Annotated in this window: 26 protein-coding genes; 8 read left to right on the top strand and 18 right to left on the bottom strand. The window is 60.1% G+C overall.

The features are described from left to right. Positions 1-29 precede the first annotated feature (29 nt). Positions 30-500: an EF-hand domain-containing protein gene (locus tag TL5118_RS12560; RefSeq protein WP_058244561.1), complete on the bottom strand. Its 471-nt coding sequence runs from the start codon at positions 498-500 to the stop codon at positions 30-32. A gap of 352 nt (positions 501-852) precedes the next feature. Here TL5118_RS12560 and TL5118_RS12555 point away from each other — a divergent pair, with 352 nt between their 5' ends. Continuing rightward, entirely contained in the window at positions 853-1251 is a 399-nt protein-coding gene (locus tag TL5118_RS12555; protein WP_242601774.1) for a DUF983 domain-containing protein, read from the top strand. A gap of 32 nt (positions 1252-1283) precedes the next feature. Further along, a complete protein-coding gene (locus TL5118_RS12550; RefSeq protein ID WP_058244560.1) occupies positions 1284-1982 on the top strand; it encodes an NUDIX hydrolase in 699 nt (232 codons plus the stop codon). On the opposite strand, the gene TL5118_RS12545 is transcribed toward TL5118_RS12550, so the two are convergent. From TL5118_RS12545 to TL5118_RS12535, 3 genes are all read right to left on the bottom strand, one after another. Continuing rightward, the gene (locus tag TL5118_RS12545) at positions 1945-2787 is read right to left on the bottom strand and encodes an EamA family transporter (RefSeq protein ID WP_058244653.1); all 843 of its coding nucleotides are present in this window, start codon (positions 2785-2787) and stop codon (positions 1945-1947) included. The genes TL5118_RS12550 and TL5118_RS12545 overlap by 38 nt on opposite strands. Before the next feature lie 84 nt (positions 2788-2871). Next, complete coding sequence (locus TL5118_RS12540) at positions 2872-3243, bottom strand: hypothetical protein (RefSeq protein ID WP_058244559.1); 372 nt, start codon at positions 3241-3243, stop codon at positions 2872-2874. A 12-nt stretch (positions 3244-3255) separates the two neighbouring features. Then, on the bottom strand, positions 3256-4302 hold the full coding sequence (locus TL5118_RS12535) for an aldo/keto reductase (protein WP_058244558.1): 1047 nt from the start codon (positions 4300-4302) through the stop codon (positions 3256-3258). A 245-nt stretch (positions 4303-4547) separates the two neighbouring features. Here TL5118_RS12535 and metG point away from each other — a divergent pair, with 245 nt between their 5' ends. Both metG and TL5118_RS12525 read left to right on the top strand, forming a co-directional pair. After that, positions 4548-6260 (top strand): methionine--tRNA ligase, encoded by a 1713-nt coding sequence (gene metG, locus TL5118_RS12530; RefSeq protein WP_058244557.1) that lies wholly within the window; start codon positions 4548-4550, stop codon positions 6258-6260. A gap of 212 nt (positions 6261-6472) precedes the next feature. Next, entirely contained in the window at positions 6473-7255 is a 783-nt protein-coding gene (locus TL5118_RS12525; RefSeq protein ID WP_082626366.1) for an alpha/beta fold hydrolase, read from the top strand. Here TL5118_RS12525 and TL5118_RS12520 read toward each other — a convergent pair. From TL5118_RS12520 to TL5118_RS12505, 4 genes are all read right to left on the bottom strand, one after another. Beyond that, positions 7230-7742 carry an alkylphosphonate utilization protein gene (locus tag TL5118_RS12520; protein ID WP_058244555.1) on the bottom strand — a complete coding sequence of 171 codons (513 nt, stop codon included), beginning with the start codon at positions 7740-7742 and terminating at the stop codon, positions 7230-7232. The genes TL5118_RS12525 and TL5118_RS12520 overlap by 26 nt on opposite strands. Before the next feature lie 94 nt (positions 7743-7836). Continuing rightward, positions 7837-9210, bottom strand: coding sequence for an aspartate aminotransferase family protein (locus TL5118_RS12515; protein ID WP_058244554.1), 1374 nt, complete (start codon positions 9208-9210; stop codon positions 7837-7839). A 96-nt stretch (positions 9211-9306) separates the two neighbouring features. Next, positions 9307-10782, bottom strand: a complete 1476-nt coding sequence (locus TL5118_RS12510) for an NAD-dependent succinate-semialdehyde dehydrogenase (protein ID WP_058244553.1) — start codon at positions 10780-10782, stop codon at positions 9307-9309. A gap of 88 nt (positions 10783-10870) precedes the next feature. Beyond that, positions 10871-11362: an Lrp/AsnC family transcriptional regulator gene (locus tag TL5118_RS12505; protein WP_058244652.1), complete on the bottom strand. Its 492-nt coding sequence runs from the start codon at positions 11360-11362 to the stop codon at positions 10871-10873. A gap of 185 nt (positions 11363-11547) precedes the next feature. Here TL5118_RS12505 and TL5118_RS12500 point away from each other — a divergent pair, with 185 nt between their 5' ends. The 4 genes from TL5118_RS12500 (at position 11548) to TL5118_RS12485 (ending at position 15928) form a co-directional block, all read left to right on the top strand. After that, the gene (locus TL5118_RS12500; RefSeq protein WP_058244552.1) at positions 11548-12732 is read left to right on the top strand and encodes a M24 family metallopeptidase; all 1185 of its coding nucleotides are present in this window, start codon (positions 11548-11550) and stop codon (positions 12730-12732) included. After that, positions 12729-13889, top strand: a complete 1161-nt coding sequence (gene argE / locus TL5118_RS12495) for an acetylornithine deacetylase (protein ID WP_058244551.1) — start codon at positions 12729-12731, stop codon at positions 13887-13889. The genes TL5118_RS12500 and argE overlap by 4 nt, the downstream gene beginning before the upstream one ends. A gap of 4 nt (positions 13890-13893) precedes the next feature. Next, positions 13894-14559 (top strand): GntR family transcriptional regulator, encoded by a 666-nt coding sequence (locus tag TL5118_RS12490; protein WP_058244550.1) that lies wholly within the window; start codon positions 13894-13896, stop codon positions 14557-14559. Positions 14560-14719: 160 nt separating this feature from the next. Continuing rightward, positions 14720-15928, top strand: a complete 1209-nt coding sequence (locus TL5118_RS12485; RefSeq protein WP_058244549.1) for a cytochrome P450 — start codon at positions 14720-14722, stop codon at positions 15926-15928. Between the two features lie 6 nt (positions 15929-15934). On the opposite strand, the gene TL5118_RS12480 is transcribed toward TL5118_RS12485, so the two are convergent. The 10 genes from TL5118_RS12480 to TL5118_RS12435 are packed head-to-tail and all read right to left on the bottom strand — an operon-like array spanning position 15935 to position 23853. Next, a complete protein-coding gene (locus tag TL5118_RS12480; RefSeq protein ID WP_058244548.1) occupies positions 15935-16303 on the bottom strand; it encodes a hotdog family protein in 369 nt (122 codons plus the stop codon). Beyond that, positions 16297-16653 (bottom strand): MaoC family dehydratase, encoded by a 357-nt coding sequence (locus TL5118_RS12475; RefSeq protein ID WP_058244547.1) that lies wholly within the window; start codon positions 16651-16653, stop codon positions 16297-16299. The genes TL5118_RS12480 and TL5118_RS12475 overlap by 7 nt, the downstream gene beginning before the upstream one ends. Continuing rightward, complete coding sequence (locus TL5118_RS12470) at positions 16646-18136, bottom strand: AMP-binding protein (protein WP_058244651.1); 1491 nt, start codon at positions 18134-18136, stop codon at positions 16646-16648. Before TL5118_RS12470 ends, TL5118_RS12475 begins: the two co-directional genes overlap by 8 nt. Further along, positions 18136-18909 (bottom strand): enoyl-CoA hydratase/isomerase family protein, encoded by a 774-nt coding sequence (locus tag TL5118_RS12465; protein WP_082626364.1) that lies wholly within the window; start codon positions 18907-18909, stop codon positions 18136-18138. Before TL5118_RS12465 ends, TL5118_RS12470 begins: the two co-directional genes overlap by 1 nt. Then, positions 18906-19502: a TetR/AcrR family transcriptional regulator gene (locus TL5118_RS12460; RefSeq protein ID WP_058244546.1), complete on the bottom strand. Its 597-nt coding sequence runs from the start codon at positions 19500-19502 to the stop codon at positions 18906-18908. Before TL5118_RS12460 ends, TL5118_RS12465 begins: the two co-directional genes overlap by 4 nt. Then, positions 19499-20284 (bottom strand): alpha/beta fold hydrolase, encoded by a 786-nt coding sequence (locus TL5118_RS12455; RefSeq protein WP_082626363.1) that lies wholly within the window; start codon positions 20282-20284, stop codon positions 19499-19501. Before TL5118_RS12455 ends, TL5118_RS12460 begins: the two co-directional genes overlap by 4 nt. Next, the gene (locus tag TL5118_RS12450; protein WP_058244545.1) at positions 20281-21339 is read right to left on the bottom strand and encodes a branched-chain amino acid ABC transporter permease; all 1059 of its coding nucleotides are present in this window, start codon (positions 21337-21339) and stop codon (positions 20281-20283) included. The genes TL5118_RS12455 and TL5118_RS12450 overlap by 4 nt, the downstream gene beginning before the upstream one ends. 1 nt (position 21340) lies before the next feature. Further along, the gene (locus TL5118_RS12445; protein WP_058244544.1) at positions 21341-22372 is read right to left on the bottom strand and encodes a branched-chain amino acid ABC transporter permease; all 1032 of its coding nucleotides are present in this window, start codon (positions 22370-22372) and stop codon (positions 21341-21343) included. Between the two features lies 1 nt (position 22373). After that, positions 22374-23096, bottom strand: a complete 723-nt coding sequence (locus TL5118_RS12440) for an ABC transporter ATP-binding protein (protein WP_058244543.1) — start codon at positions 23094-23096, stop codon at positions 22374-22376. Beyond that, on the bottom strand, positions 23089-23853 hold the full coding sequence (locus TL5118_RS12435; RefSeq protein WP_058244542.1) for an ABC transporter ATP-binding protein: 765 nt from the start codon (positions 23851-23853) through the stop codon (positions 23089-23091). The genes TL5118_RS12440 and TL5118_RS12435 overlap by 8 nt, the downstream gene beginning before the upstream one ends. Positions 23854-23899 lie beyond the last annotated feature (46 nt).

Below are 23899 nucleotides of genomic sequence, written 5' to 3'. Positions count from 1 at the left end.
GACGTGACGGGGCCCCTGCTCGGTACGGATCAGTTATGATCGCGGCCGCCTTTACGCTTGCCGAACTTGCCCTTGGCGGCGTCGAACTCTTCCTGCGAGATCATGCCGTCTTCGTTGGTGTCCAGCTTGGCAAACATGTCACCACGATCGTGCGGCTGCAGCTCTTCCTGGCTGAGGACGCCGTCGCCGTTGGTGTCGCGCTTTTCGATCATTTTGGCGATGCGGCGGGCCATACGCTCGGCTTTTTGGCTATCGGCGCGGGCGGCCAGTTCTTCGGCGCTCAGGCTGCCGTCGCCATTGGTGTCTGCCTCATTGAAGCGCGCGGTGGCGTGAGCCTGCATTTCTGCCTCGGTCAGCTGGCCGTCGCCATTGGTGTCCAGCGTGCTGAACTCGATGCGCGGGCCTTTGCGGCCGTCGCGGTCGCCAAAGGCGCTGGCGGAGACAGTGGTGCCCGCAATGGCCAGGATCGTCAGGGTCGACAGGATTACAGTACGTTTCATCTTTTGCTCTCCAGTTTCTTAACTTGGTCAGTTGTTGTGAACCGGTGTGTCATCCGATTTCTGCAGGCTAATACGCACCCCGCGCCGGGTTCCGTCGCAGCTGTCGAAAAAACTTTGCGGGCTCACGCGCCTGTGATCAGCGCCCATCGCGACCGGGCGGCCCGCAACATTCAGTGCATCACCTGCGACGAAACGCACATGAGGCAATCTGCCCATTGATCCGTTGGGTCAGGCATGAAAGATGCAACGCTTAGTCAGATTTTGCGACATCGCGACGCGGCGACAGTTCGTGGGGTTTTTATTGCAATCAAATTGCCCCAGATTTTGCCGATAAGAAATGAGAGTGCCCATTATGACCCAAGTCATGACGCAAGAAGCCCGCCCAGAAGAGCGCCCGACCAAACCTGCAATCCTGCGGGGCTGGCGGCGTAAATGCCCCAACTGCGGCAATGGCCCGATGCTGAAAAGCTATTTGAAAGTCCGCGACAGTTGCCCGGTGTGCCGTGAGGAATTTCACCATCACCGCGCGGATGATGGCCCGGCATATTTGACCATTCTGATCGTGGGCCACCTGCTGGCACCTTTGCTGATGTTCGTATTTGAGACCTGGCGCCCGTCGCCGATGGTGTTGATCGAAATCTTCGGTATTGGCACCGTTGTCCTCTCGCTCTACCTTCTGCCCCGATTGAAAGGCGCAATGATCGGCTATCAGTGGGCGCGGCGGATGCATGGATTTGCAAAAGCCGGCTAACCTGAAGAGGTGTCAGGCGAGTTAGGGGAAAGATGGATAAGACGGCAATCCGCAATGCGGCCACAGTGATTGTGCTACGTGATCGGGACAGTGACCCGCATATTCTGATGGGCCAGCGTGGCGCCAAGGCGGCGTTTATGCCGAATAAATTTGTCTTCCCCGGCGGCGCAGTTGACGCTGAAGACGCCGAGATTTCGCTGATCTCTGACTTGCCAGAGGTCTGCCGGGATCGCATCCGCGAAGATGCGGGTCGCGACCTGTCCCATCCTTTGGCGGTGGCCGCCATTCGCGAGTTATGGGAAGAAACCGGGCTGATTTTGGGCCAGAAATCTGCCTGGACTGATGCCCCCGCCGATTGGCAGAGCTTTGCCGCGACGGGCTACCGCCCCGCTGCGGATGCGTTGCAGTTTGTGTTTCGCGCCATTACCCCGCCGGGCCGCCCGCGCCGGTTTGATGCCCGGTTTTTCCTGATTGATGCGGCTGCAATTGCCAGTGATCTGGATGATTTTTCAGCTGCATCCGATGAGCTGTCACATCTGCAATGGATCCCGCTGCCCAAAGTACGCGAGTTTGATCTGCCGTTCATCACAGAAGTGGTGTTGGCCGAGGTGGCCGGGCGTCTGCACCGGCCTGAGCCCCCGGCCTCGGTCCCGTTTTTCAAAAACGACGATGAGCAGAACCTGTTCCTGCGCCTTAAAGGAACAGGACCAATGTCAGCACGCTTGCCGTAATCAAGGCGATACCCGCGCCTTCACGGCGGCTGATCTGTTCTTTGAACACCAGCACAGAAATCAGGATGGAGAAGATGACCTCCACCTGACCAACGGCGAAAACATAGGCCGCATTTTGCAGGGTGAAGGCCACAAACCACCCCAGTGAGCCGCCCAAACTGGCCAGCCCCATCCAGATGGAGCTGCGCCAACTGGCCAGGACACGGCCCACTTCCCCCGGCTCACGCCAGATCAGATAGCTGCCAAGCCCGACGCTTTGACTGGCGGTCACCACCATCAGGGAAATCAGCGCCCGCATCAACGGATCGTCGCTGCCGACCTCCAGCGTGGCGCCACGGTAACCAACGGCAGACACTGCAAAAAAGGCACCAGACAGCAGGCCCAGCCCTGCGCCTATGTTCAGGAAACGCTTCAGTCCGGCACCGCCCTCGGGCCGATCGGACAGGACCAGAACCCCCAACAACCCGATCAGGATCGCCAACAGCCCGCCGAAGGAGATGCGATCGCCGAGCACTAGAAACCCGACCAGCGCGGTCTGCACCACCTCGGTCTTCTTAAAGGTGATCCCAACGGCAAAGTTGCGATGCTGAAACAGCGCAACCACACACCATGTCGCCAGGATCTGCGCCAGGGCGCCCACCAGCGCAAATGTCAGGAAACGGTTGCCAAGCGCGGGCCAACCGGCGCCGCTGTAGGAAAGGTACCCCAGCGCCAGAGCGGCGACAAAAGGCGCGGAGAACAAAAACCGCGCCAATGTCGCCCCACCTGCGGAAAGGGTGCCCATCGATAGTGACTTCTGCAGCATGAAGCGCAGGGTCTGAAACCCGGCCGCCGCGACAGCGACAAAAATCCAAAGCGTGTTGTCCACAGTACGTCCTTACGTTCGCGTTTACTCAGGCAAGGCCGGGCAGCGCACCAGATCAAACATGTCGCCACTGGTGAAGACGAACATCAACCGATCAAAACTGGTCAGCAGCATCAGCCGCTCCTCTTCCCAAGTTTCGCCGGGCAGTGAGCATTCCAGCTTCAGGGACCAGCTGTTTTTCAGCCCCGTCTCCTGAATATTCAGGATCTCACAGCCCCATTCCTGACCGTAGAACCCGTCCACGCCGTAGTAATCCGGGCTCTCATCCTCAACATCGCTTTGCTTGGCGCACCAGGCGGAATTCATCGCCCAGCGCCCTTCCCATGCGGGGGGTGCCGCCGCAACGGCGGTCCCCATTGCGACCAGACCGATCGCCAGCACAGTTTTGGTAAACATCGATAAGGCCCCTTAGAACGGCATCGGATGTGCCTTGTGCACCGCGTCCAGCCCGGCCATCACCTCATCTGACAGCACCAGTTCTGTGCCCTCTAGGATATGCTGCAGCTGCGCCTCAGTGGTGGCCCCAAAAATGACCGAGCACATGAACGGACGCTGCCGCGCCCATGCCAGCGCCATGTTGATCAGGTCAAGGCCATGTTCATTCGCAAAGGCCTGATAGGCATCCACGGCGGCAAAAGCACGATCAGTTTTGCGGCCACCCAGATCGCCGTTGATGGCCATCCGCGATCCTTCCGGCAGGGCGCCGCCCTGATATTTGCCAGACAACAGGCCCGCCGCCAGCGGCGAATAACAGATCAGCCCAACGTCTTCGTTCACCGACACCTCAGCCAGATCCGTGTCATACATCCGGCACAGCAGCGAATATTCGTTTTGAATGGTCGCCACCCGCGGCAGCCCCAGACGATCCGCGGTGCTGACCCATTGCGTGGTGCCCCAGGCGGATTCATTGGACAGGCCAAAATGGCGAATATTGCCTTTGTCGACTTCGCGCTGCAGCGCGCCCAGCGCATCCTCCATATGGGCGATCGTGTCGTCTTTTTTCTGATGCGACGGATCAAAATGCCAATGTTTTCGGAACATGTAGCTGCCACGGTTGGGCCAATGAAACTGGTAGAGGTCGATGCAATCGGTCTTCAGCCGTTTGAGAGAGGCCTCAACCGTTGCCGGGATGGTTTCTGCCGTAATCGCGGCACCGTCACGCACGGCGGCCAGGCCTTCACCGGAATGTTTGGTGGCCAGCACAAACTCATCACGGCGGCTGGGGTTGGCGGCGATCCAGTTGCCGATGATTTCTTCGGTGCGGCCGATGGTTTCTTTCGACACCGGGTTCACCGGATACATCTCGGCGGTGTCCATGAAGTTGATGCCATGTGCCAACGCCATGTCGATCTGGCGGTGGCCTTCTGCCTCTGAGGTTTGGGTGCCGAAGGTCATCGTCCCCAGGCACATATCCGTCACCATCACCCCAGTGCGGCCCATTTCGTTCTTTTGCATGACGCGTTCCCTCGTCTTAAATACCCACGCTATAGGCGAACATACTGCGGCATCTGCAACAAACCAGCCCCAGCCGGTGAGAAAGACGAAAAATGTTAGCGCCAACCTACACGCGCTCACGTTTCAGATTGATCGGTGCGAAGCCCCCCTCCCATCGCGCAACAGGCAAATCAGCATCTAGCGGTGGCACAGGTCGCGCCCTTGCGCTAAAGGGGGTCTCAACACGTATATCAGGACTTGGGTTTATGGCACGGCATCTGATCACCTCGGCACTTCCCTATATCAATGGGATCAAACACCTCGGTAACCTCGTGGGCTCGCAGCTGCCTGCGGACCTCTTTGCACGCTATCAGCGTGGCCGGGGCCATGAGGTGATGTTCATCTGCGCCACCGACGAACACGGCACCCCCGCCGAACTGGCCGCTGCCAAAGCGGGCCAGGACGTGGCGGGTTACTGCGCAGAGCTGCACGAAAAACAGGCTGAGATTGCGGCAGGTTTCGGCCTTAGCTTTGATCACTTTGGCCGCTCCTCATCCGAGGAAAACAAACAGCTGACCCAGCATTTCGCAGGCGTTCTAGCAGACAAAGGTCTGATCCGCGAAGTTTCTGAAAATCAGATGTATTCCAACGCTGACGGCCGCTACCTGCCGGACCGCTATATTGAGGGCACCTGCCCCAACTGCGGCTTTGACAGCGCCCGGGGTGACCAGTGTGACAACTGCACCAAGCAGCTGGATCCTGTAGATCTGATCAACCCCTATTCGACCATTTCCGGCTCCACCGATCTGGAAATGCGCGCGACCAAACACCTCTATCTGTGCCAGAGCCAGATGAAGGACCAGCTGAACGACTGGATCGACAGCAAAGGTGACTGGCCGGTGCTGACCACCTCCATCGCCAAGAAATGGCTGAATGATGGTGACGGTCTGCAGGACCGCGGCATCACCCGGGATCTGGACTGGGGCGTGCCGGTCAAGCGCGGCGATCAGGATTGGGACGGCATGGACGGCAAGGTCTTCTACGTCTGGTTCGACGCGCCAATCGAATATATCGCCTGTGCGCAGGAATGGGTCGCGGCTGGCAAAGGCAGCGACTGGGAACGCTGGTGGCGCACCGACAAAGGTGCGGAGGATGTGACCTACACCCAGTTCATGGGTAAGGATAACGTGCCTTTCCACACGCTGTCGTTCCCCTCGACCATCCTTGGATCGGGTGAGCCGTGGAAGCTGGTGGATTACATCAAATCCTTCAACTACCTGAACTATGATGGCGGCCAATTCTCCACCTCGCGTGGGCGCGGCGTGTTCCAGGATCAGGCGCTTGAGATTCTGCCCGCCGATTACTGGCGCTGGTGGCTCCTGAGCCACGCGCCGGAAAGTTCGGACAGTGAGTTCACCTGGGAAAACTTCCAGCAGTCGGTGAACAAGGATCTGGCAGACGTACTGGGCAACTTTGTCAGCCGTATCACCAAGTTCTGCCGCTCCAAATTCTCCGAGGCCGTGCCGGAAGGTGGCGCGTTTGGCGAACAGGAACAGGCGCTGATCGCCGACCTGACCACCAAGGTGCGCGCCTATGAAGGCTTCATGGAAGACAAAGAGGTCCGCAAAGCTGCGCAGGAACTGCGGGCGATTTGGGTTGCGGGTAACGAATACCTGCAGGCCGCGGCCCCTTGGTCGACCTTCAAAACCGATCCCGAACAGGCCGCAGCGCAGGTGCGTCTGGGTCTGAACCTGATCCGCCTCTATGCGGTTCTGTCGGCCCCCTTCATCCCTTTCACCGCCGCCAAAATGCTGGAGGCCATGGGCACCACGGATGACAGCTGGCCCGGTGACGTGGCTGAGGCGCTGAATGCCCTGCCCGCCGGTCATGCCTTCACCGTTCCCGATGTGCTCTTCGCCAAGATCACCGATGAACAGCGCGAAGAGTGGCAGGAAAAGTTTTCAGGCACCCGCGACTAAACGCAAGTTGCCCATTAACATCTAAGAAGCCCGCCAAATTGGCGGGCTTTTTCTTTGAGGTCAGCTCAGCCCGCAAGCGCGGGTAGGTTTAACCGACCGCACCGCCCTGATGTTATGTCGCATCAGCAATGCACCTTAAAACCATTGGTTTTTGCAATCATCGGTGTGGCATGGTCGAGAATTAATCAACCGAATAAGTTTCTGACCACTCCATGCCCCACGCCCCCTATTACTTTTGTCACGGCATTCCCGGTAGCCCGACGGATGCCAAGGCGCTTTGGCCAGATCCGGAAAAGATCCACGCCCCAAATTTGCTAGATGCAGGTGACATCACCGGGCCGGAAACCTGGATCGCACAGTTCGATCGATTTGCCACGGCTGACGCACCGGTGCATCTGATCGGGTTTTCCATTGGCGCCATGGTGGCGCTGCACATCGCAGCCGCGCAGCCTGAAAAGGTTGGTCAGATCACCCTGATTTCCGCCGCCGCGCCGTTACAGCTGGGCGACTTTCTGCGCCAAATGGCCGGTGCACCCGTGTTCAAACTGGCCCAAAAACAGGGCCCCGGTCTGGGCCTGCTAACCAAAGCGCAAGGCTCAATGCTCCGCTACACCCCGGAATTTCTGCTGCGCCAACTGTTTGCCAAAGCCGGCGTGGCTGAAAAAGACTGGGCCGCACAGCCCGACGCCCGGCGGCTTTTGTTGGCCGCGCTGCGTGCCGCCTATCACGACTATCCCAATGCCTACAAAGCGCTGCTGCGCCACTATGTCAGCGACTGGACCGGCGTTTTGGCGGAGGTGAAAGCACCGGTCACCCTGTGGCATGGCGATCGTGACACCTGGGCCCCTATCGTCATGGCCGAAGCGCTGCGCAGCACCCTGCCACATGAAGCGGAAATTCAGCGGGTACATGGCGGCGGGCATTACAGCACGCTGCAAACCGCCTGTGAGACCCTATCAGCGCCGCTGTTCAGCCTTTCTTTACAAACTGGGTGAGGATCACAATCCGCTGCCCCTCAACCCGGCCTTCGATATGTGTCTCATTGTCGGGCACCAATGAAATGTTGCGCACGGCGGTGCCGCGTTTGGCGGTAAAGCCTGCGCCTTTCACCGGCAGGTCCTTGATCAGCACCACCGTATCGCCAGCCGCCAAAACCGCGCCGTTGCTGTCACGATGGATAACGTCAGGCACCTGCTCCAGCCCGGCCTCAGCCCAGGCCAGCACCTCAGGCTCCAGATAGGCGATATCCAGAAGGTCCCGCGCCCAGGCGGCCGGCAAACGGTTCAAAAACCGCCAGGCCAGCACCTGCACCGCAGGCTCCGTTGACCAGATCGCGTCATTTAGACAGCGCCAGTGTGGAACATCCTGCAGGTCAGATGTCAGGCCATCGCGGCAGGTGGCGCAAAGCTGCACCTCATCTTCGCGTGGCGCAACGGTGATGGTTTCCAACTGTTCGGTGGCTCCGCAAATTGCACAGCTCATTCAACGTCCTCCAAAAACGACGAGGGGCACCCCGCAGGATGCCCCGGTTGGCCTGCCAATGCCTGTTAAGGCATGGTTTGGCAAGGCAAGACGCTTACCCCAGCACAGCCTTCACCGCGCGGGCCGTGGCCGCAACCACGGTGTCAGCTTCTTCCTTGGTCAGGCAGAACGGCGGTGCAAAGCCTAGGATGTCCCCCTGCGGCATGGCGCGAGCGATGACCTTATCCTGCTCCAGCAGCTTGGCGGCGATCTGCGGGCCGATCTTATCTGCCGCGTCAAAGAAGCTGCGGCTGTCGCGATCCTTCACAAACTCCACGGCGCAGAGCATGCCTTCACCGCGAATGTCACCCACGTTGGCGTGTTCGCCCAGTGCCTCAGCCATGGATTTATTCAGGTAGGCCCCAACCTCGCCCGCATTGCTGACAAGGTTCAGCTCATCCAGCAGTTTAAGGTTGGCAACGCCCGCCGCCGCACCAATCGGATGCGCCGAATAAGTCCAGCCGTGGCCGATCGGGCCGTTTTCATCGGTACCTTTTTCCAGCACGGCCCAGACCTTATCGCTAACGATGGATCCCGACAGCGGCGCATAGGCCGAGGTCAGGCCTTTGGCGATGGTGATGATGTCAGGCTCAATCCCGTAATGTTCGGAGCCGAACATGCTGCCCAAACGGCCAAACCCCGTGACCACCTCATCGGCAATCAGCAGGATATCGTGTTTCTTCAGCACAGCCTGAATGGCCGGCCAATAGCCAGCGGGCGGTGGCACAATGCCGCCAGTGCCCAGAACCGGCTCGCCAATGAAGGCAGCGATGGTGTCTGCGCCTTCGCGTTCGATCACGGCCTCCAGTTCGGACGCACAATGGGCGACGAACTGTTCTTCGGACATGTCCAGATCATCGCGGCGGAAGTAATACGGCGCCTCAGTGTGGATCACCTGTTCAACAGGCAGGTCAAACTTCTTATGAAACAGCTCCAGCCCCGTCAGCGACCCTGTGACCAGACCGGACCCGTGATACCCGCGCCAGCGCGAGATGATCTTCTTCTTCTCAGGACGGTCCAGGATGTTGTTGTAATACCAGATCAGCTTGACGTTGGTCTCATTCGCGTCAGAACCACCCAGACCAAAGTACACCTTCGACATATTGTCCGGCGCACGGTCGAGGATCATCTTCGACAGGGTGATCGAAGCCTCAGTGCCGTGCCCCACATAGGAGTGGTAGTAAGCCAGCTCACGCGCTTGATCGGCAATAGCTTCGGCGATGTCCTGACGGCCGTAGCCGACATTCACGCAGTAGAGGCCCGCAAAAGCATCCAGCAGTTTGTTGCCTTCACGGTCCTCAATGAACACGCCCGATGCGGTTTTCACCACGCGGTTGTCCAACTCGCCCCGGGCGAATGCCCCCAGCGCGGTCGAAGGGTGGAAGAAGTTATCGCGGTCCCATTCCGCCAGCTGATCGTTTTTCAACATCTCGGGTCCTTTCTGCGCCAGCCTGTTGGGTGGCCGGCTCTTGTTTCATCGTTTCGGCGGGCACGTTGCCCCCATGTTTCATTGGCCAACGCGGGGTTATCCCCAGTCGCGGCAGACGTATTTGATCTCGGTAAAGGCCTCCATGCCCTGACGGGCGCCTTCCCGGCCAAGACCAGATTGTTTGGTGCCACCAAAGGGGATCGGCGCACCGGTGACCTTAGTCCGGTTGACTGCCACCATGCCAAACTGCAGCGCGCGCGAGGCGCGGTAGATGCGGCGGGGATCCTGACTGTGGACATAGGCAACAAGGCCGTATTCGGTGTCATTGGCCTTGGCGATGACCTCTTCTTCGTTGTCAAAGGGCAGGATCGCCGCCACGGGACCAAAGGTTTCTTCGCGCAGGATCAGGGCATCCTCAGGCACATCCACCAGAACGGTTGCCTGATAGAATAGCGGCCCCAGCGGGTCGCGTTTGCCGCCACAGGTCAGGCGCGCGCCTTTGGCCAAGGCATCGGCGACATGTTCTTCCTGCTTGACCACCGCCTTTTCGTTCATCAACGGGCCGAGGTCAGCGTCCTCCATCCCCGGCGCGAGGGTCAGCGCCTTGGTGGCTTCGGTGAACTTAGCGCAGAAATCAGAATAGATCGCGCGATCCACATAGATACGGTTTGCGCCCAGGCAATCCTGACCGGTGGTTGCAAATTTGGCCTTGATGGTTTCGGCAACGGCGCGGTCCAGATCGGCGTCGTCAAAGACAATAACCGGCGCATGGCCGCCCAGTTCCATCACCAGTGTCTTCACCGTTTCCGAGGATTGGCGGTAGAGCAATTTGCCCACTTCCGTGGAGCCAGTGAACGACAGGGCGCGAACACGGGTGTCTTCGGTCCAGGGTTTCACGACGGTGGGCGCATCGCCTGTCACCACGTTGAACACACCGGCGGGAATGCCCGCCCGTTCCGCCAGTTCGGCCAAAGCCAGCGCGCTGAACGGGGTTTCCGCGCAAGGATGGCAAACCACGGTGCAGCCCGCCGCCAGTGCAGCGGCGGCTTTGCGGGTCAACATGGCCGAGGGGAAGTTCCACGGGGTGATCAGCGCGGCAACGCCGACCGGTTCGCGCCATAGCTCGACCTCGGCATCGGGCAGGTGGCTGGTCACACCTTCGATGTTGGGGCGTTTGGCCTCTTCGGCATAGAACTCCACAAAACCTGCGCCATAGTCGATCTCGCCCCGGGCTTCGGACAGGGGTTTGCCCTGTTCGATCACCATAAGACGGGCGAGGTCTTCGCGATGTTCCACCTGCAGCGCGCCCCAGCGACGCAGAATCGCCGCACGGTCTTGCGGCAGCAGTTGTGACCACGCCGCAAAAGCCGCTTGCGCCGCATCTACGGCGCCCGCGGCCTCGACTGCCGATTGGCTGGCAACCTCACCCACAACCGCGCCATCCGCCGGGTCAGTCACCGGAAACGTCGCGCCATCAGAGGCGGCGCACCATTTGCCGTTGATGTAAGAAAAGCTGCGCATCAGGGTTTTATCCGTGATACCCGCAGCGGTGATCAGATCCTTGTGGTCCATTGCCCTGCCTCCATTTCTGGCGGCAAATCTGGCGCGGGATGGGCAGAGGATTGGACCGAAGTTGCTGGCTTTGGCAGAAAATATGCCGTCATGCCCCGCCTCGCGCAGAGGAAAGCAGCAGTTCCAGCGGCGGCAGCCCCTGCCCCTTTACTGGTTTGGTGACCACATAGGTGAAATAGCGCGCCAGACCGATCCGCGCCTCCAACATGGTATCCATCAGCCGCTGATAGGCGTCGATGTCCGGGGCCACGACCTGAAACAGATAGTCAAACCCGCCCCCCAGCGCCCAGGCGCCGGTAACCTCGGCATAGCGCTGCAGCGCTGCCTCAAAGCTGCGGAAACTTGCAGCGGTATGATCCTGCAATTCCGCCACCACAAAAATGGTCACATGGCGGCCCAGCTTCTTGAGATTGATGCGGGCGCCGTAGCCTTCGATCAGGCCGGCCTGTTCCAGTTTCTTCAGGCGGTCCCAGCAGGGCGTGGGCGACAGGCCGATTCGATCCGCTAGAGCGGTTTTTGTGATGCGCCCTTCTTGGGTGAGCACCTGCAAAATTGCGATATCTCGGTCATCTAGCTGCATTTTCGGGTCCAAATTGGCCTGCGGGCGCCGGTGGTTTTTCGGCACCGCACCGCCACTTGTATACAAGATGATTGACGCAAGCTCCACACCAACCGATTATCAGCAGCAAATCGACGCCGAATCTCGAAATATCTGATTTTCACTCGGCAGCACCACCCAATATGTACACAACAAGCGAGCCCTGCATGACACCCAAGGATCTGCCTTTCAGCCGCACCGAATATGACCGACGCATTGCCAAGACCCGCGCCGCGATGGTTGCGGCAGGTCTGGATCTGATCTTTGTCACCGATCCCTCCAACCAAGCTTGGCTGACGGGCTATGATGGCTGGTCTTTCTACGTGCATCAGGGCGTGTTGCTGGGGCTAGAAGGCGATCCGATCTGGTGGGGCCGCTATATGGACAGCGTGGGCGCCAATCGCACCTGCTGGATGGCACCAAGCCATGTGCACGGCTACGGCGATGAATATGTGCAATCCACCGAACGCCATCCGATGCAGGATCTGGCCGGTCATATCAAGGCTCTCGGCGCTGAGGGCAAACGCATCGGCGTCGAGATGGAGAATTACTATTACTCGGCCAAAGCTCATGCGGTTCTGGTCGAGGAACTGCCTGGCGCAACCTTCTGTGACGCCACCGCCTTGGTGAACTGGCAGCGTCTGGTGAAATCCGGTGAGGAGATCAGCTTCATCCGAAAGGCGGCGCGGATCACCGATAAGGTCATCCATACCGCACTGGAACGGGCCGAACCGGGCTTGCGCAAAAACGATCTGGTGGCTGAGATTTACCATGCCGGCATCAAAGGGGTGGACGACATCTGGGGCGATTACCCCGCCATCGTGCCCCTGACGCCCTCGGGTCTGGATGCCACCGCCGCCCACCTGACCTGGAACGGGGCGCCGATGAAATCGGGGGAGGCCACCTTCTTTGAGCTTTCGGGCTGTTATCGCCGCTATCACGCCCCGCTGAGCCGTACGATCTTTCTTGGCAGCCCACCGGCTGAGATGCTGGCGGCAGAGGCAGCGCAGCTTGAAGGCATTGCCGCCGGGTTGGAGGCCGCCAAGACCGGCAACCGCACCTGCGATATCGCCAATGCCTTTATGGATGTATTGGCGAAACATGGGATCGAACGCTCGGGCCGGATGGGATATCCGATCGGCCTCAGCTACCCGCCCGATTGGGGTGAGCGCACGGCCTCCATCCGGACCGAAGACACTACTGTTCTGGAACCGGGGATGACCTTCCACTTCATGCCAGCACTCTGGATGGACAGCTGGGGGCTGGAGACAACCGAGACCATTCTGATCACCGAAGACGGCGCTGCGGAACCGCTGTGTTCTGTTGACCGCAAACTGTTTGTCAAACCATGACAACGCTGGCGCGCACCAAGGAGATACTGGCCGATCTGATCGCCTTCCCTTCGGTTTCGGCGGACGGGAACCTTGATCTGATCGCCTTTGCGGCCGGTCTGTTGGAAGAGGTCGGCGCCAAGATTGACCATATCCCGTCCCCCTGTGGGACCAAGGCCAACCTCTTTGCCACATTGGGGCCGGAACGGGACGGTGGCATCCTGCTGTCAGGTCATTCCGACGTTGTGCCGGTCAGCGATCAGCAATGGCAGACCGATCCGTTCGAAATGGTCGAACGGGACGGCCGGCTTTACGGGCGCGGCACCTGCGATATGAAGGGTTTCATCGCCGCCACTTTGGCCATGGCCCCGCTGTTTGCGCGGCAGGTGGCCGACAGGCCGGTGCATTTTGCCTTCACCTATGATGAGGAAATCGGCTGTTTTGGGGCGCAGCATCTGGGAAAGGTTCTGGCGGACCGCGGCCTCACCCCCGGCATCGCCATCATCGGTGAGCCAACAGAAATGCGGATCATTGAAGGGCACAAAGGCTGCTACGAATACAGCACCCATTTTCATGGGCTTGCCGGCCATGGTTCCCTGCCAGATCTGGGCGTCAACGCAGTGGAATACGCCAGCCGCTATGTGGCCAAAATCCTGGAGCTGAAGGATCGGCTGCGCGCGATGGCGCCAGAAACCAGCCGATTTGACCCACCCTGGACCACCATCAATGTCGGCGCGCTGAACGGTGGAGTGGCCAATAACGTGATCCCCTCCACCGCCCGCATCGATTGGGAAATGCGCCCGGTGCAGACCAGCGACGCGGATTTTGTGAAATCAGAACTGCAACGCTATTGCGATGACACCCTGCAGCCCGCGATGCGCGCCGTACATCCAGACGCCCGAATTGATCTGGAGGTGATCGCCGAAGTGGCCGGACTAACCCCCACGGATGACAATGAAGCGAAGCGGATCGTCGCCGAGCTGACAGGGGCCAATGGCGCAGATCTGGTTGCGTTTGGCACTGAGGCGGGTATCTTCCAAGCATTGGGAACAGATGTGATTGTATGCGGCCCCGGCTCCATCGAGCAGGCGCATAAGGCAGATGAATACCTGGCGTTGGACCAGCTTCAGCACTGCCTGTCCATGTTGGAAAAACTGGGGCATCGATTGGGGAACTGAGGGAATGGCAGAAACCGGCGCGCGTGACAGGCACGAGGCGATCCATCATGAGCTCCGCCGACGTATCTGCCTGCTGGACTACCCGCCGGGCATGAAACTGTCTGAGACGGAGCTGGCCGAAGATTTCGGCGTTTCCCGTACCCCGCTGCGACGGGCGCTGGCCCGGTTGGAGGACGAAGGGCTGCTGCAGTCCCAGCACGGCGTGGGCACCTTTGTGACCGATGCCAGCCTTGCCGAACTGGAACAGGTCTACCAACTCCGGCTGGAGCTGGTGGAACTGACTGGTCGTCTGGACCCGATCCCGGCTGACGCGGCCTATCGCGCCCGTTTTGACGCACTGTTGCAGCGCAGCGCAGACATTGTTGATCGCGGCACAGCACGTGTCTTTACCGAGTTTGATATTGAGGTGTTCCAAACCCTCTTGGATCTGATCGGCAATCAGCCCCTGCGGCAGGTGCAGGAACGGCTGTATTATCAAACAAAACGGATCTGGCTGACCCTGGCGATGCAGGCCAAACTGGACCTGCAGGAAGAGTTCCGCATCTTCCATCATGAACTGGAAGCGATCTCACTCGCGCTGGACGCACAGGATCCGGCCGCTTTGGCGCAGCTGCAACGGGCCCATATCTCGATGAGCTTCAAACGTTTGCAGCAGGCCAGCCCCAGCTAGGGTTACGACCAGCCTGGTCGCGTCCCAAAGCGCGGCTCAAAAAAACACGACTCTAAGATGAATTTTTCTACACTTTTGTGAAAATGCCGTTAAGTTGCGCGCATTCAACTTTTCCGTGGGTTCCCGGCTGACGTTTATCCGTCGTTTCAGGGGGCTGAATTTGGTCAAAACGTATTTCAACGATGACAAAGGTTTACCTGATGCGCAGCAGCTGTGCTTTGCCAAACGCACACACGCCGTCCCCCACGGTGCCGGGCATCGGGTGGTGACGCCATTGCACAACCTCCAGCCCAATCCATCTGCCGCCCTGCCAGTGACCCATCTCACCGAAGAGGCGATCACCGCAATGAGCGTGCCGCAACTAATGCGTCTGCGTCAGGACACGCCCATTTTGCGCTGCGGCAGCAACGCCCTGCTGTTGACCGGCCATCGTGAGGTGAAAGAGGCTTTGGAACATCCAGACCTCATTTGCACGCCCCCGCGGCAACAGGGCGTTGACCAGTCGCCAGAACTCGCCAACCTCTACGACCGCCTGACCAATACCAAAGCCGCCATTGAACAGACCGCCCTGCAAGAGGCCCATCTGCACTGCCTGCACGAACAAGGCGTGTTGCTGCTGCAGATTGCCTCAGACGTCATTCGGCAGCAGAGCACACCGCAGTCTTCATTGGATTACTCCGCGCTGATTGATTGCTTTGTCTTTACAGCGCTGTGTCAATTTGCCGGACTGCCCGCCAGCGAGGCACCGCGATACCAAGCGATGCTGGAGGGGCTGACCATCACCGAGCAGACCGGCGATAAAGCGACCGTTGAGAGCGTGGTGATGTTCCATGCTGATCTGCAAGATTGGGCCGCAGCCACGATGCCCGAACAGCAAGGCCTGCTGGCCGCCCTGCAACATCGCAAGCTGACACCGGAACAGGCGGCCGATTGTGCGCTGGGTGTTTTTGTGACCGGGATTCAGTTCACTGCGGCGGCGCTCAAACATCTGGTGGCCACGCTGGGCGCAACCCCATCGCTGGCGCAGCAACTGCCAAATGACAGCAGCACAGTGATCGAGGAGGTTTTACGCCTGTCTCCACCTCAGCCCATGCTGAAACGTGCCGCTGCCAAATCGATTACCCTCTGCGGTGTTGAGGTCGAAGCGGACACAGCAGTTTTCCTGTCCCTTGCCGCAGCAAACCGCGATCCCAAGGTGTTTTCGCAGCCGGATCAGCTGCAATCACGCAGCGCATCCTCAGACTCTTTGACCTTCCACGATGGCACGCATCGCTGCGCCAGCGCGTTGTTGTCGTTCAACATGATCTCAGCCCTGCTGACCCAACTGGCCGCCGACCTGACGCAGGCGCCTGCACAGCCGGAAGGTTAGGAACCGCTAAGCGGCAAAGGCGCCCTGCACGTCCTTCGCCTTTACCAAACTGCGTCCTTCACAGATCACTGTGCCATCCGGCGCCGTACAGCTGGCCCAAAGATCAACCAGATGTTTGTCGGCCCTGAGGCGGGTGATCTCCACCCGCGCCGTTAGCGGTGTCGCCAGAGGTGCGGGCGCTTTGAACGCCAGTTCCTGCTTCAGGTAGTTGGTGCCGGACCCCGGCAGTTGGACGCCCAACAGGTAGGAAAACAGACCCGCGATCAGGGGCTCAGGCACGCTGTCGCCCACCGCCCCGCTGAGGCGTTGGTAGGCCCGCAGGTCGGCGGCGCTGTAGCTGCGGGTGACTTCGGCAAACTGTCCAAGGCTCAACATGTGACTTCGGCCTCCCCGACCAGACATTCCGCCCCATCGGCCACGCGGGTCACCCGCATGGTCAACTGGCCGGGACTGGTTTCCACGATCCGCAGATCCAGTGCCTCCCCAGTGAAGGCCGGATTTGGAAACATCATCGATTGGCTGACCTGCCTGAGGCTTGCATCATAACGTTTCAACATACCCCAGAGTTTGCTGTAGATCAGCATGCCATGACTGACGGTGCGCCCAAAGGTGGTTGCAGCGCAAAACTCCGGGTCGACATGGATTGCGTTGTCATCACCGGATACGGCGGCAAAAGCATCAAACTCCGCCTGTGTCGGCACCCAGACCTCTTGCAGATCAAGCATCCTCAAACTCCTGTCTCAGATCGGGTTTGCAGACCTTGCCTGCCGCTGTGCGCGGGAAGTCCGTGACGATGCGCACATGGGCCGGCACCTTATATCCAGCCAGGCGTTCACGGCTCCAAGGGCGCAAGGTCTCAGCCTCCAGCGTGGCGCCGGGGCGCAGCAGCACAAAGGCCGCGCCGACTTCACCCCATTTGGCATCGGGTACGCCGATCACTGCGGTTTCCAAAATGGCCGGGTGGCTGTTCAGCACCCGCTCCACCTCCGCCGGGTAGACGTTTTCACCACCCGAGATGAACATGTCTTTGATGCGATCGACGATGTAGTAATAGCCATCCGCATCCCGCCGGGCGACATCGCCGGTGGCCAGCCAGCCATCTCCGGTAAAGGTCTTATTGGTTGCCACGGGGTTCTGGAAATAGCCGGGGGTGATACCGGGACCGCGCAGCTGCAACTCCCCTGCCCCTTCAACGCCGTCGGCGACACCGGCCAGTCGCACCTCGGCCAGGCTTTGGGGTTTGCCGACCGATCCGATCTTGTCCGCCGCATGTCCCGGATCCATCAGGAAGACGGTCGGGCCACTTTCCGTCATGCCCATGCCGTTCAGCACATAGGCGCCTTTTTCCGCGAAGAAGTGGATCAGTGGTTCGGGCAGCGGCGCGCCACCACAACCACATTTGATCAAGTGCCAATCGATATCATCCACAGTCTCCATCAGTGAAAGCGCCTGATAGATCGCGGGTACACCGAAGAACTGGTTGATCCGTCCCGAGGCCAGCAACGCCTGCACTTCATCGGGTTCAAACTTAGCCAGAATGGTCGAAAGCCCCCCGGTCAGGAAGATCGGCAAGGTGTAAAGGTTGATACCAGCGGTGTGAAACAGCGGCAGGAAACACGCTGCCCGGTCGGTTGAGGCAATATCGATCGCCTGACCGATGTTGACCGCATTGGCCCAAGCCATCCGCGCCGTCTGGATCACCGCCTTTGGCAGGCCCGTGGTGCCGGAGGTGAACAGCAGATACCAAGGCCGCTCCGCCGGGATTGCGGCGCTGAGGGCCGGCCCACCGGCAGTGATCCAGCCGTTCAGATCCTGTTCGATGGACAGGAGCGGAGTTTCTGTAGCCGAGGCCACAGCCTGCGCCACATCCATGAAGGCAGCATCGGCCAGAAACAGCGAGATGCCGACATCAGCCACCACCTCGGTCAGTTCAGGTGCGGGCAGACGCCAGTTCAACGGGCACAGGATCAGGCCAGTCTTTTGGCAGGCAAAGAGTGCTACGAAAAATTCAGCCCGGTTCTGGCACAGGATCGCCAACCGGTCGCCTTCAACCAGCCCGCGCGCGGCCAGGCCAGCGGCCACCGCATCTGCGGCTGCATTGACCTTGGCAAAACTCCAGCTGAGGCCCGTTGTCGTGTCCTCAAAGGCCAGTGCATCTGGCGTCAACTCGGCCCGTTTTGCGGCCATGTCAGGTATCAGGTCAAACATCATTCTGTCCCAGTTGGGTTCAGGAAATCATTCATGCGCGCCAGCACCTCTGGCCGCCCGATCAAGTGTACAAAGGCTTCGGTCTCCGCGCTCAGAGCCGCACGCACACGCGCCACCCGATCCACCGTCCACAACAGGCGTTTACTGGCCAGGGCCGTGCCGGTTTCCACACTGTCCAGCAGATGCAGCGCCTGCGCCTCAGGCTCGTCCGAAACAACCTGTGCAAGGCCCATTTGCAGCAGGTCTGGCGCCTTTTGACGCCTATTGGCGATCAGCCAACCCCGCGCCGGACCCAGCCCGATCAATTCAGGCAGGGTGGCCGTCCAGCCGCCATCCGGCGCATAGCCCATGATGCCATAATAGGGCTGCACAAAGGCGTCTGGTGCCGCAGTCACCAGATCAGAGGCAAAGACCAAACCGGCCGAGCCACCGGTCGCAGCACCGCGCACAGCGCTTGCGATCAGCACCGGGGCCTCGATCATCCGCAAGACCAGATCCTGCAGCTGGGGCACCACATCACGGGCATATGCCTCCGCCCGACCCTGACGCGCGGCATCGTAGAAGCCCGCCACATCCCCGCCTGAGGAATAGTTGCGCCCCGAAGTGATCAGCCCCTTGGACGCGCCGGAGTGTTCCAACTGGTCAAAAGCATTGTGCAGATCTGTCAGAAACGCGGGCACAAGGGAGTTGGCGCGTAGCGCGTGAAGGGTGATGTGAAAACACAATTCGCCGCTGGGCAGCTCGGTCAGTTCACAGGTCAGCCGCTCGGTCATGGGGCCAACCCATTGCAAATGAAGCTATGCGCCTCTTCAACCACGCGATCGATATCGACGTTGTCTTCCCACAGCACGAAACGCTCCCCAAGGGTTTTGGCCAGCCCCATCAGCGCCCAGGCCCGCACCTCAGCATCCCCGGCTGAAATCTCGCCCTTCTCCGCTGCCTGACGCAGTTGCTCACTATAGGCTTTGCCAAACTCGGTGTAGTATTCGCGGTAGGCCTCGGGATCGACGAAACGCGCCTCCTCGACAATGCGGTATTGCATGGGCCGGTCGCGCACTACGGTCAGGTAGGCGGCAAGGCCGGCACGTTCGGCCTCCAACCGGTTGGTGGCCCCTGCGACCCGCTCGGCAGCTTGCGAACGTGTGGCGTGCCCCATGTCCTGCACCAGTTCACGGAACACTTCGTCTTTGCCCGAGAAATAGATGTAGAACGTGCCAGAAGCGGTATCGGCCGCCCGGGTGATATCCGCGATTGAGGCGGCCACGAACCCTTTTTCACCAATCACCTGTTCTGCCGCGGCAAGGATCTTGGCCCGGCGTTCCAGCCCGCGTTTGGTTTTGGGTTTGGCGGTGGTTTGAATGGTCATGTCTGGTCTTCTTGCTCGTGGATGTGGCTTACCCACCCTTGTGCCGCAACAAAGCGGCAAATGGCATCACAAAAGGCCTCGGGCTCTTCCAGATGGGGCGAATGGCCTGACTGGGCAAACCGCGCCACCTGTGCCTGTGATGCTTCAGCAGCGATCCACTGCGCCACATCTTCACGATACAGACGACTGTCCGCGCCGGTGCACACCAAATAGGGCACATCGATGCCAGCAATCGTATCACGCACATCCATCGCCACCAGATCGTCCCAGACAGGGCGCAGGTGACGCGGATCCTGCGCCAGCAACATCCCCTCAATGGCTTGACGGCTGGGTTGCGGATCAGAGGTGCGGGCGTACATGGTGCGGGCGATGCTGCCGCTCATGCGGGGCCATTCCGGGATGATCTTATCCGAGGTGGCAAGGATCGCCTCTGCCCCGCTGGCAATCATCCCCATATCCCAATCATCGGCGGGCAACATGCGGGGGCTCATATCTATGGTGACCAAGCCGCGGATCCCTGCCGTGCCCCTGCGCGCAATGCTGCGCCAGGCCACACCTGCCCCCATAGACCAGCCAATAACCAGCGGGCGATCCAACCGCGTGATCCAGTCACAGGCCAGATCCACGCAGGCCTCCAGCCCGCCGGGCTGATCGGCGCGGCTGCCATGCCCCGGCAAATCCGGCGCGTGACAGTCAAAGCCCGGCCCAAGTCGGCGCGCCACCTCATCAAAAAGGTCCCCGCGCATCGCCCAGCCGTGCAGGAAAAGGACAGGCAGGCTCATGAAGTGCTCCGCTCACGCAGGCGACCAACGATGCCAGTGGGGAAGAAATAGACCGACAGGATGAACAGGATGCCTAGCCACATCAGCCAGCGGTCCGGCTCCAACAGATCAGGCAGCAGCGGCAGCCCATGGGTCGCCTCTGAAGCCACGCCCATCAGGTTCTGCAGATAGGTCTGCGCCATGATGAACAGCACCGCCCCAATCACCGCGCCATACATTGTGCCCATGCCGCCGATCACCACCATCAACAGGATGTCCAACATGATCTCAAAGCTCAGCGTGGTGTCCGGGCCGACATAACGCAGCCAGATCGCAAACAGGCTGCCCGCCAGCGCGGCCGTGGCTGCCGACAGACATGTGGCCACAGTGCGATACCAGACCACACGATACCCGATCGCCTCAGCGCGGAAGTCATTTTCGCGGATCGCCTGCAGCACCCGACCAAAGGGTGAATTGACGATACGCAACAGGATCAGGAACAGGGCCAGCGAGGCAAAGAAGATCAGATAGTAATTCAGAATCTTGCCGCTGATCTTGGTGCCCAGAAACTCGCCCATGCGATTGGCAGAGGTCAGAACCCGCGGGATCTTATAGGTCAGCCCATCCTCCCCCCCGGTAAGGCCGGAGAATTGCGACACAAGCACCGCAACGGCGGAGGCCACTGCGAGGGTGATCATCGCGAAGAAGATCGCCCGCACCCGCAAGGAAAAGAGGCCGATCAGCAGGGCAAGCACGACGGCCGCCAGCGCCCCGGCAATAGAGCCCACCAGCAGGGCATCAAAGCCGCGCCCCATGTGGGTGGAGGCCAGCGCCACACCGTAGGCGCCAAGGCCAAAGAACATGGTATGGGCAAAGCTGACGATGCCGCCATAGCCCAGCAACAGATCATAGCTGGCCACCAGAACGATGAAAATGCAGATCCGCGCCGCCGTGTCCAAGGGGCGCACACCGTCAAAGATGAACGGGGCACCTGCAAGGCAGACAAGGATCAGCAGCAAAATGGCGGTCAGGATAGGCGAACGTGGCTGGTCGCCGGACAGAAGTTTGACGATCATCTTATTTCGCTTTCACAACAGGCAGCATCCCCTGCGGGCGCCACATCAGAATTGCGGTCATCAGCGCGATGTTGGACACCAGCGCCAGTTTCGGTTCCAGAAAGGCCACGTAGTTCTGTGTCAGACCGACCAGCAACGCACCGATGAAGGCGCCCTCCACCGATCCCAGCCCACCGATAATGGCCACGATGAAAACCAGCACCATCATCTTTTCGCCCATGCCAGCGGTGATCACCTCCTGGTAAAGGCCCCACATGACGCCGCCCAGACCCGCAAGAGCAGATCCAGCGATGAAGACCCCGACGAAGACCAGCCGCAGCCGGTAGCCCAGCGCCTCCACCATCGGGCCGTTTTCCACGCCGGCACGCACGATCAGACCGATCTTGGTACGGCGCAGCACCATGCGCATGGCGACAAACAGGATCAGACCGATGGCCACGGCCAGCAGGCGATATTTCTCCATCGCGGCACCGGCAAAAGTGATGGCACCTTTCAGGGTTTCGGGGCGGTTAATAAAAATCTCATCCGGGCCCCAGACCACATGGATCAGCTGTTCAATCACGATCAGCCCGCCCACGGTCACAAGGATCTGTTTCAGGTGCGCGCCATAGACGGGTTTCACGATCACCCGCTCAAACCCCCAGCCCATCACGCCAGTCACCGCCATGGCCGCAACCACGGCTAGGAAGACTGCGGACATGTTCAGCAGCAGTGACGTTGCACCGGTCCAATCCCCCAGGGCGATCAGAACCGAGATGCCAACAAAGGCCCCAACCGAGACGAAAGCGCCGTGGCCAAAGTTGATAACGTCCATCAGGCCAAAGACCAGCGTCAGGCCGGAGGCCATGATGAAGATCATCATGCCCATCGCCAGACCGGACACCGTCAGCGTCAGCCAGGACGAAGGCGCGCCAATGGCAAGGAACCCCAACACCACAAGGATCGGGATCAGCAGAACCGGCATCGCCTTGTCCAACCGCTCGCCCAAAGAGAGGGTTGCGAAAGTTGGTTTATGATCAGGAGCAGCAGTCATCTTAATGTGCCTCCATGCTGAGACCCATCAGCCGTTCCTGCAGGTCTTTGCTTGTTGCCAGTTCTGCCATCTCACCGGTCCAGATCACCCGGCCGTCATCCATCACCGCCGCGCTGTCGCCCAAGGCCTTCGCGACCGAGAAGTTCTGTTCGACCAGTAGGATCGACGCGCCCTGCGCCTTCAGTTCACGCAGCGCCGCAGCCATGGTGGAGACGATGGCGGGCGCCAGGCCCTTGGTCGGCTCATCAATGAGGTAAAGCTTGCGGTCTTCGGCCAATGCGCGGGCAATCGACAGCATCTGCTTCTGCCCGCCTGACAGGTTGCCTGCTTCCGCCTCCCAGAAGGTGGCAAGCGCGGGAAAGGCGCTGAGCAGCCAATCCTTGCGTTCCGGCTTCAGCGGGCCAGAGATACAGCCCAGCGCCATGTTTTCTGCAACGGTCAGGTCGCTGAAGATCCCCATATCTTCGGGCACAAATCCAATGCCAGCCCGCGCCCGAGCCGAGGTGGCCATTTGGGTGATGTCAGCCCCACCAAATTGGATCTGGCCAGATTTGGCCGCCCATTGCCCCATAATGGTTTTGAGCGTGGTGGTCTTGCCCACGCCATTACGCCCCAAAAGCATGGTCACCTGACCACGCGGGACAACAAGGTCCACGCCTTGCAGAATGTGATATTGCGCGATGTCTGTGTAGACCGCGCTGAGTGACAGGATCGGGTCAGACATGATCCAGCTCCTTGCCCATATAGGCCTCTTGCACCACGTCTGAGGCCATCACCGTTTCCGGATCGCCATCCGCCGCCAAGGCGCCGTTGTGCAAAACGATAATCCGATCCGCCAGGGTGCGGATCACGTCCATCTTGTGTTCGACCAGCAGCACGGTGCGCTCCCGATCCGCTTTGATTTCGGCAATCAGGTCCAGAATGACCGGGGCTTCGTCCACGCTCATGCCGGCGGTGGGCTCATCGAACATGTAAACCATCGGGTCGAGGCCCAGCAGCAGCGCCACTTCCAGCTTGCGCTGATCGCCATGCGACAGTTCCGAGACCAGCTGATCCTTCTGATGGTCCAGCCGCACCCGTTCCAGAATGGCCATCGCGGCGACAGTCAGTTCTGTGTGGCTGTCCGCCATGGAAAACAGACCAAAACCTTTGTGCTGGCGGGACTGGATCACCAGACGCACGTTTTCCAGAACCGAAAGGCTGGGAAACAGGTTGGTCAGCTGAAAGGCCCGCCCCAACCCGCGACGGCAGCGATCTGCGACGCCAAGGCGCGTGATATCCTCACCCATCAATTCAACCGTGCCCGCGCTGGCGGGGATCTGGCCGGAAATCAGGTTGAAATAGGTGGTCTTGCCCGCGCCGTTGGGGCCCACGATCGCGGTCAACTCACCTGCGTGAAAGCTGCAGGAGACCGCATCAACGGCCACGTGACCGCCAAAACGCACGGTCAGCGCCTGTGTTTCTAGAAGTGTCTGGGTCATCTCTCTCGTCCCGATCCCCGTAGCGCAAGGGGAAAGCCGCGCCACG

This window comes from Thalassovita autumnalis, assembly GCF_001458255.1.
GTDB lineage: Bacteria > Pseudomonadota > Alphaproteobacteria > Rhodobacterales > Rhodobacteraceae > Thalassobius > Thalassobius autumnalis.
This window is presented reverse-complemented; position numbering and strand designations above follow the sequence as displayed.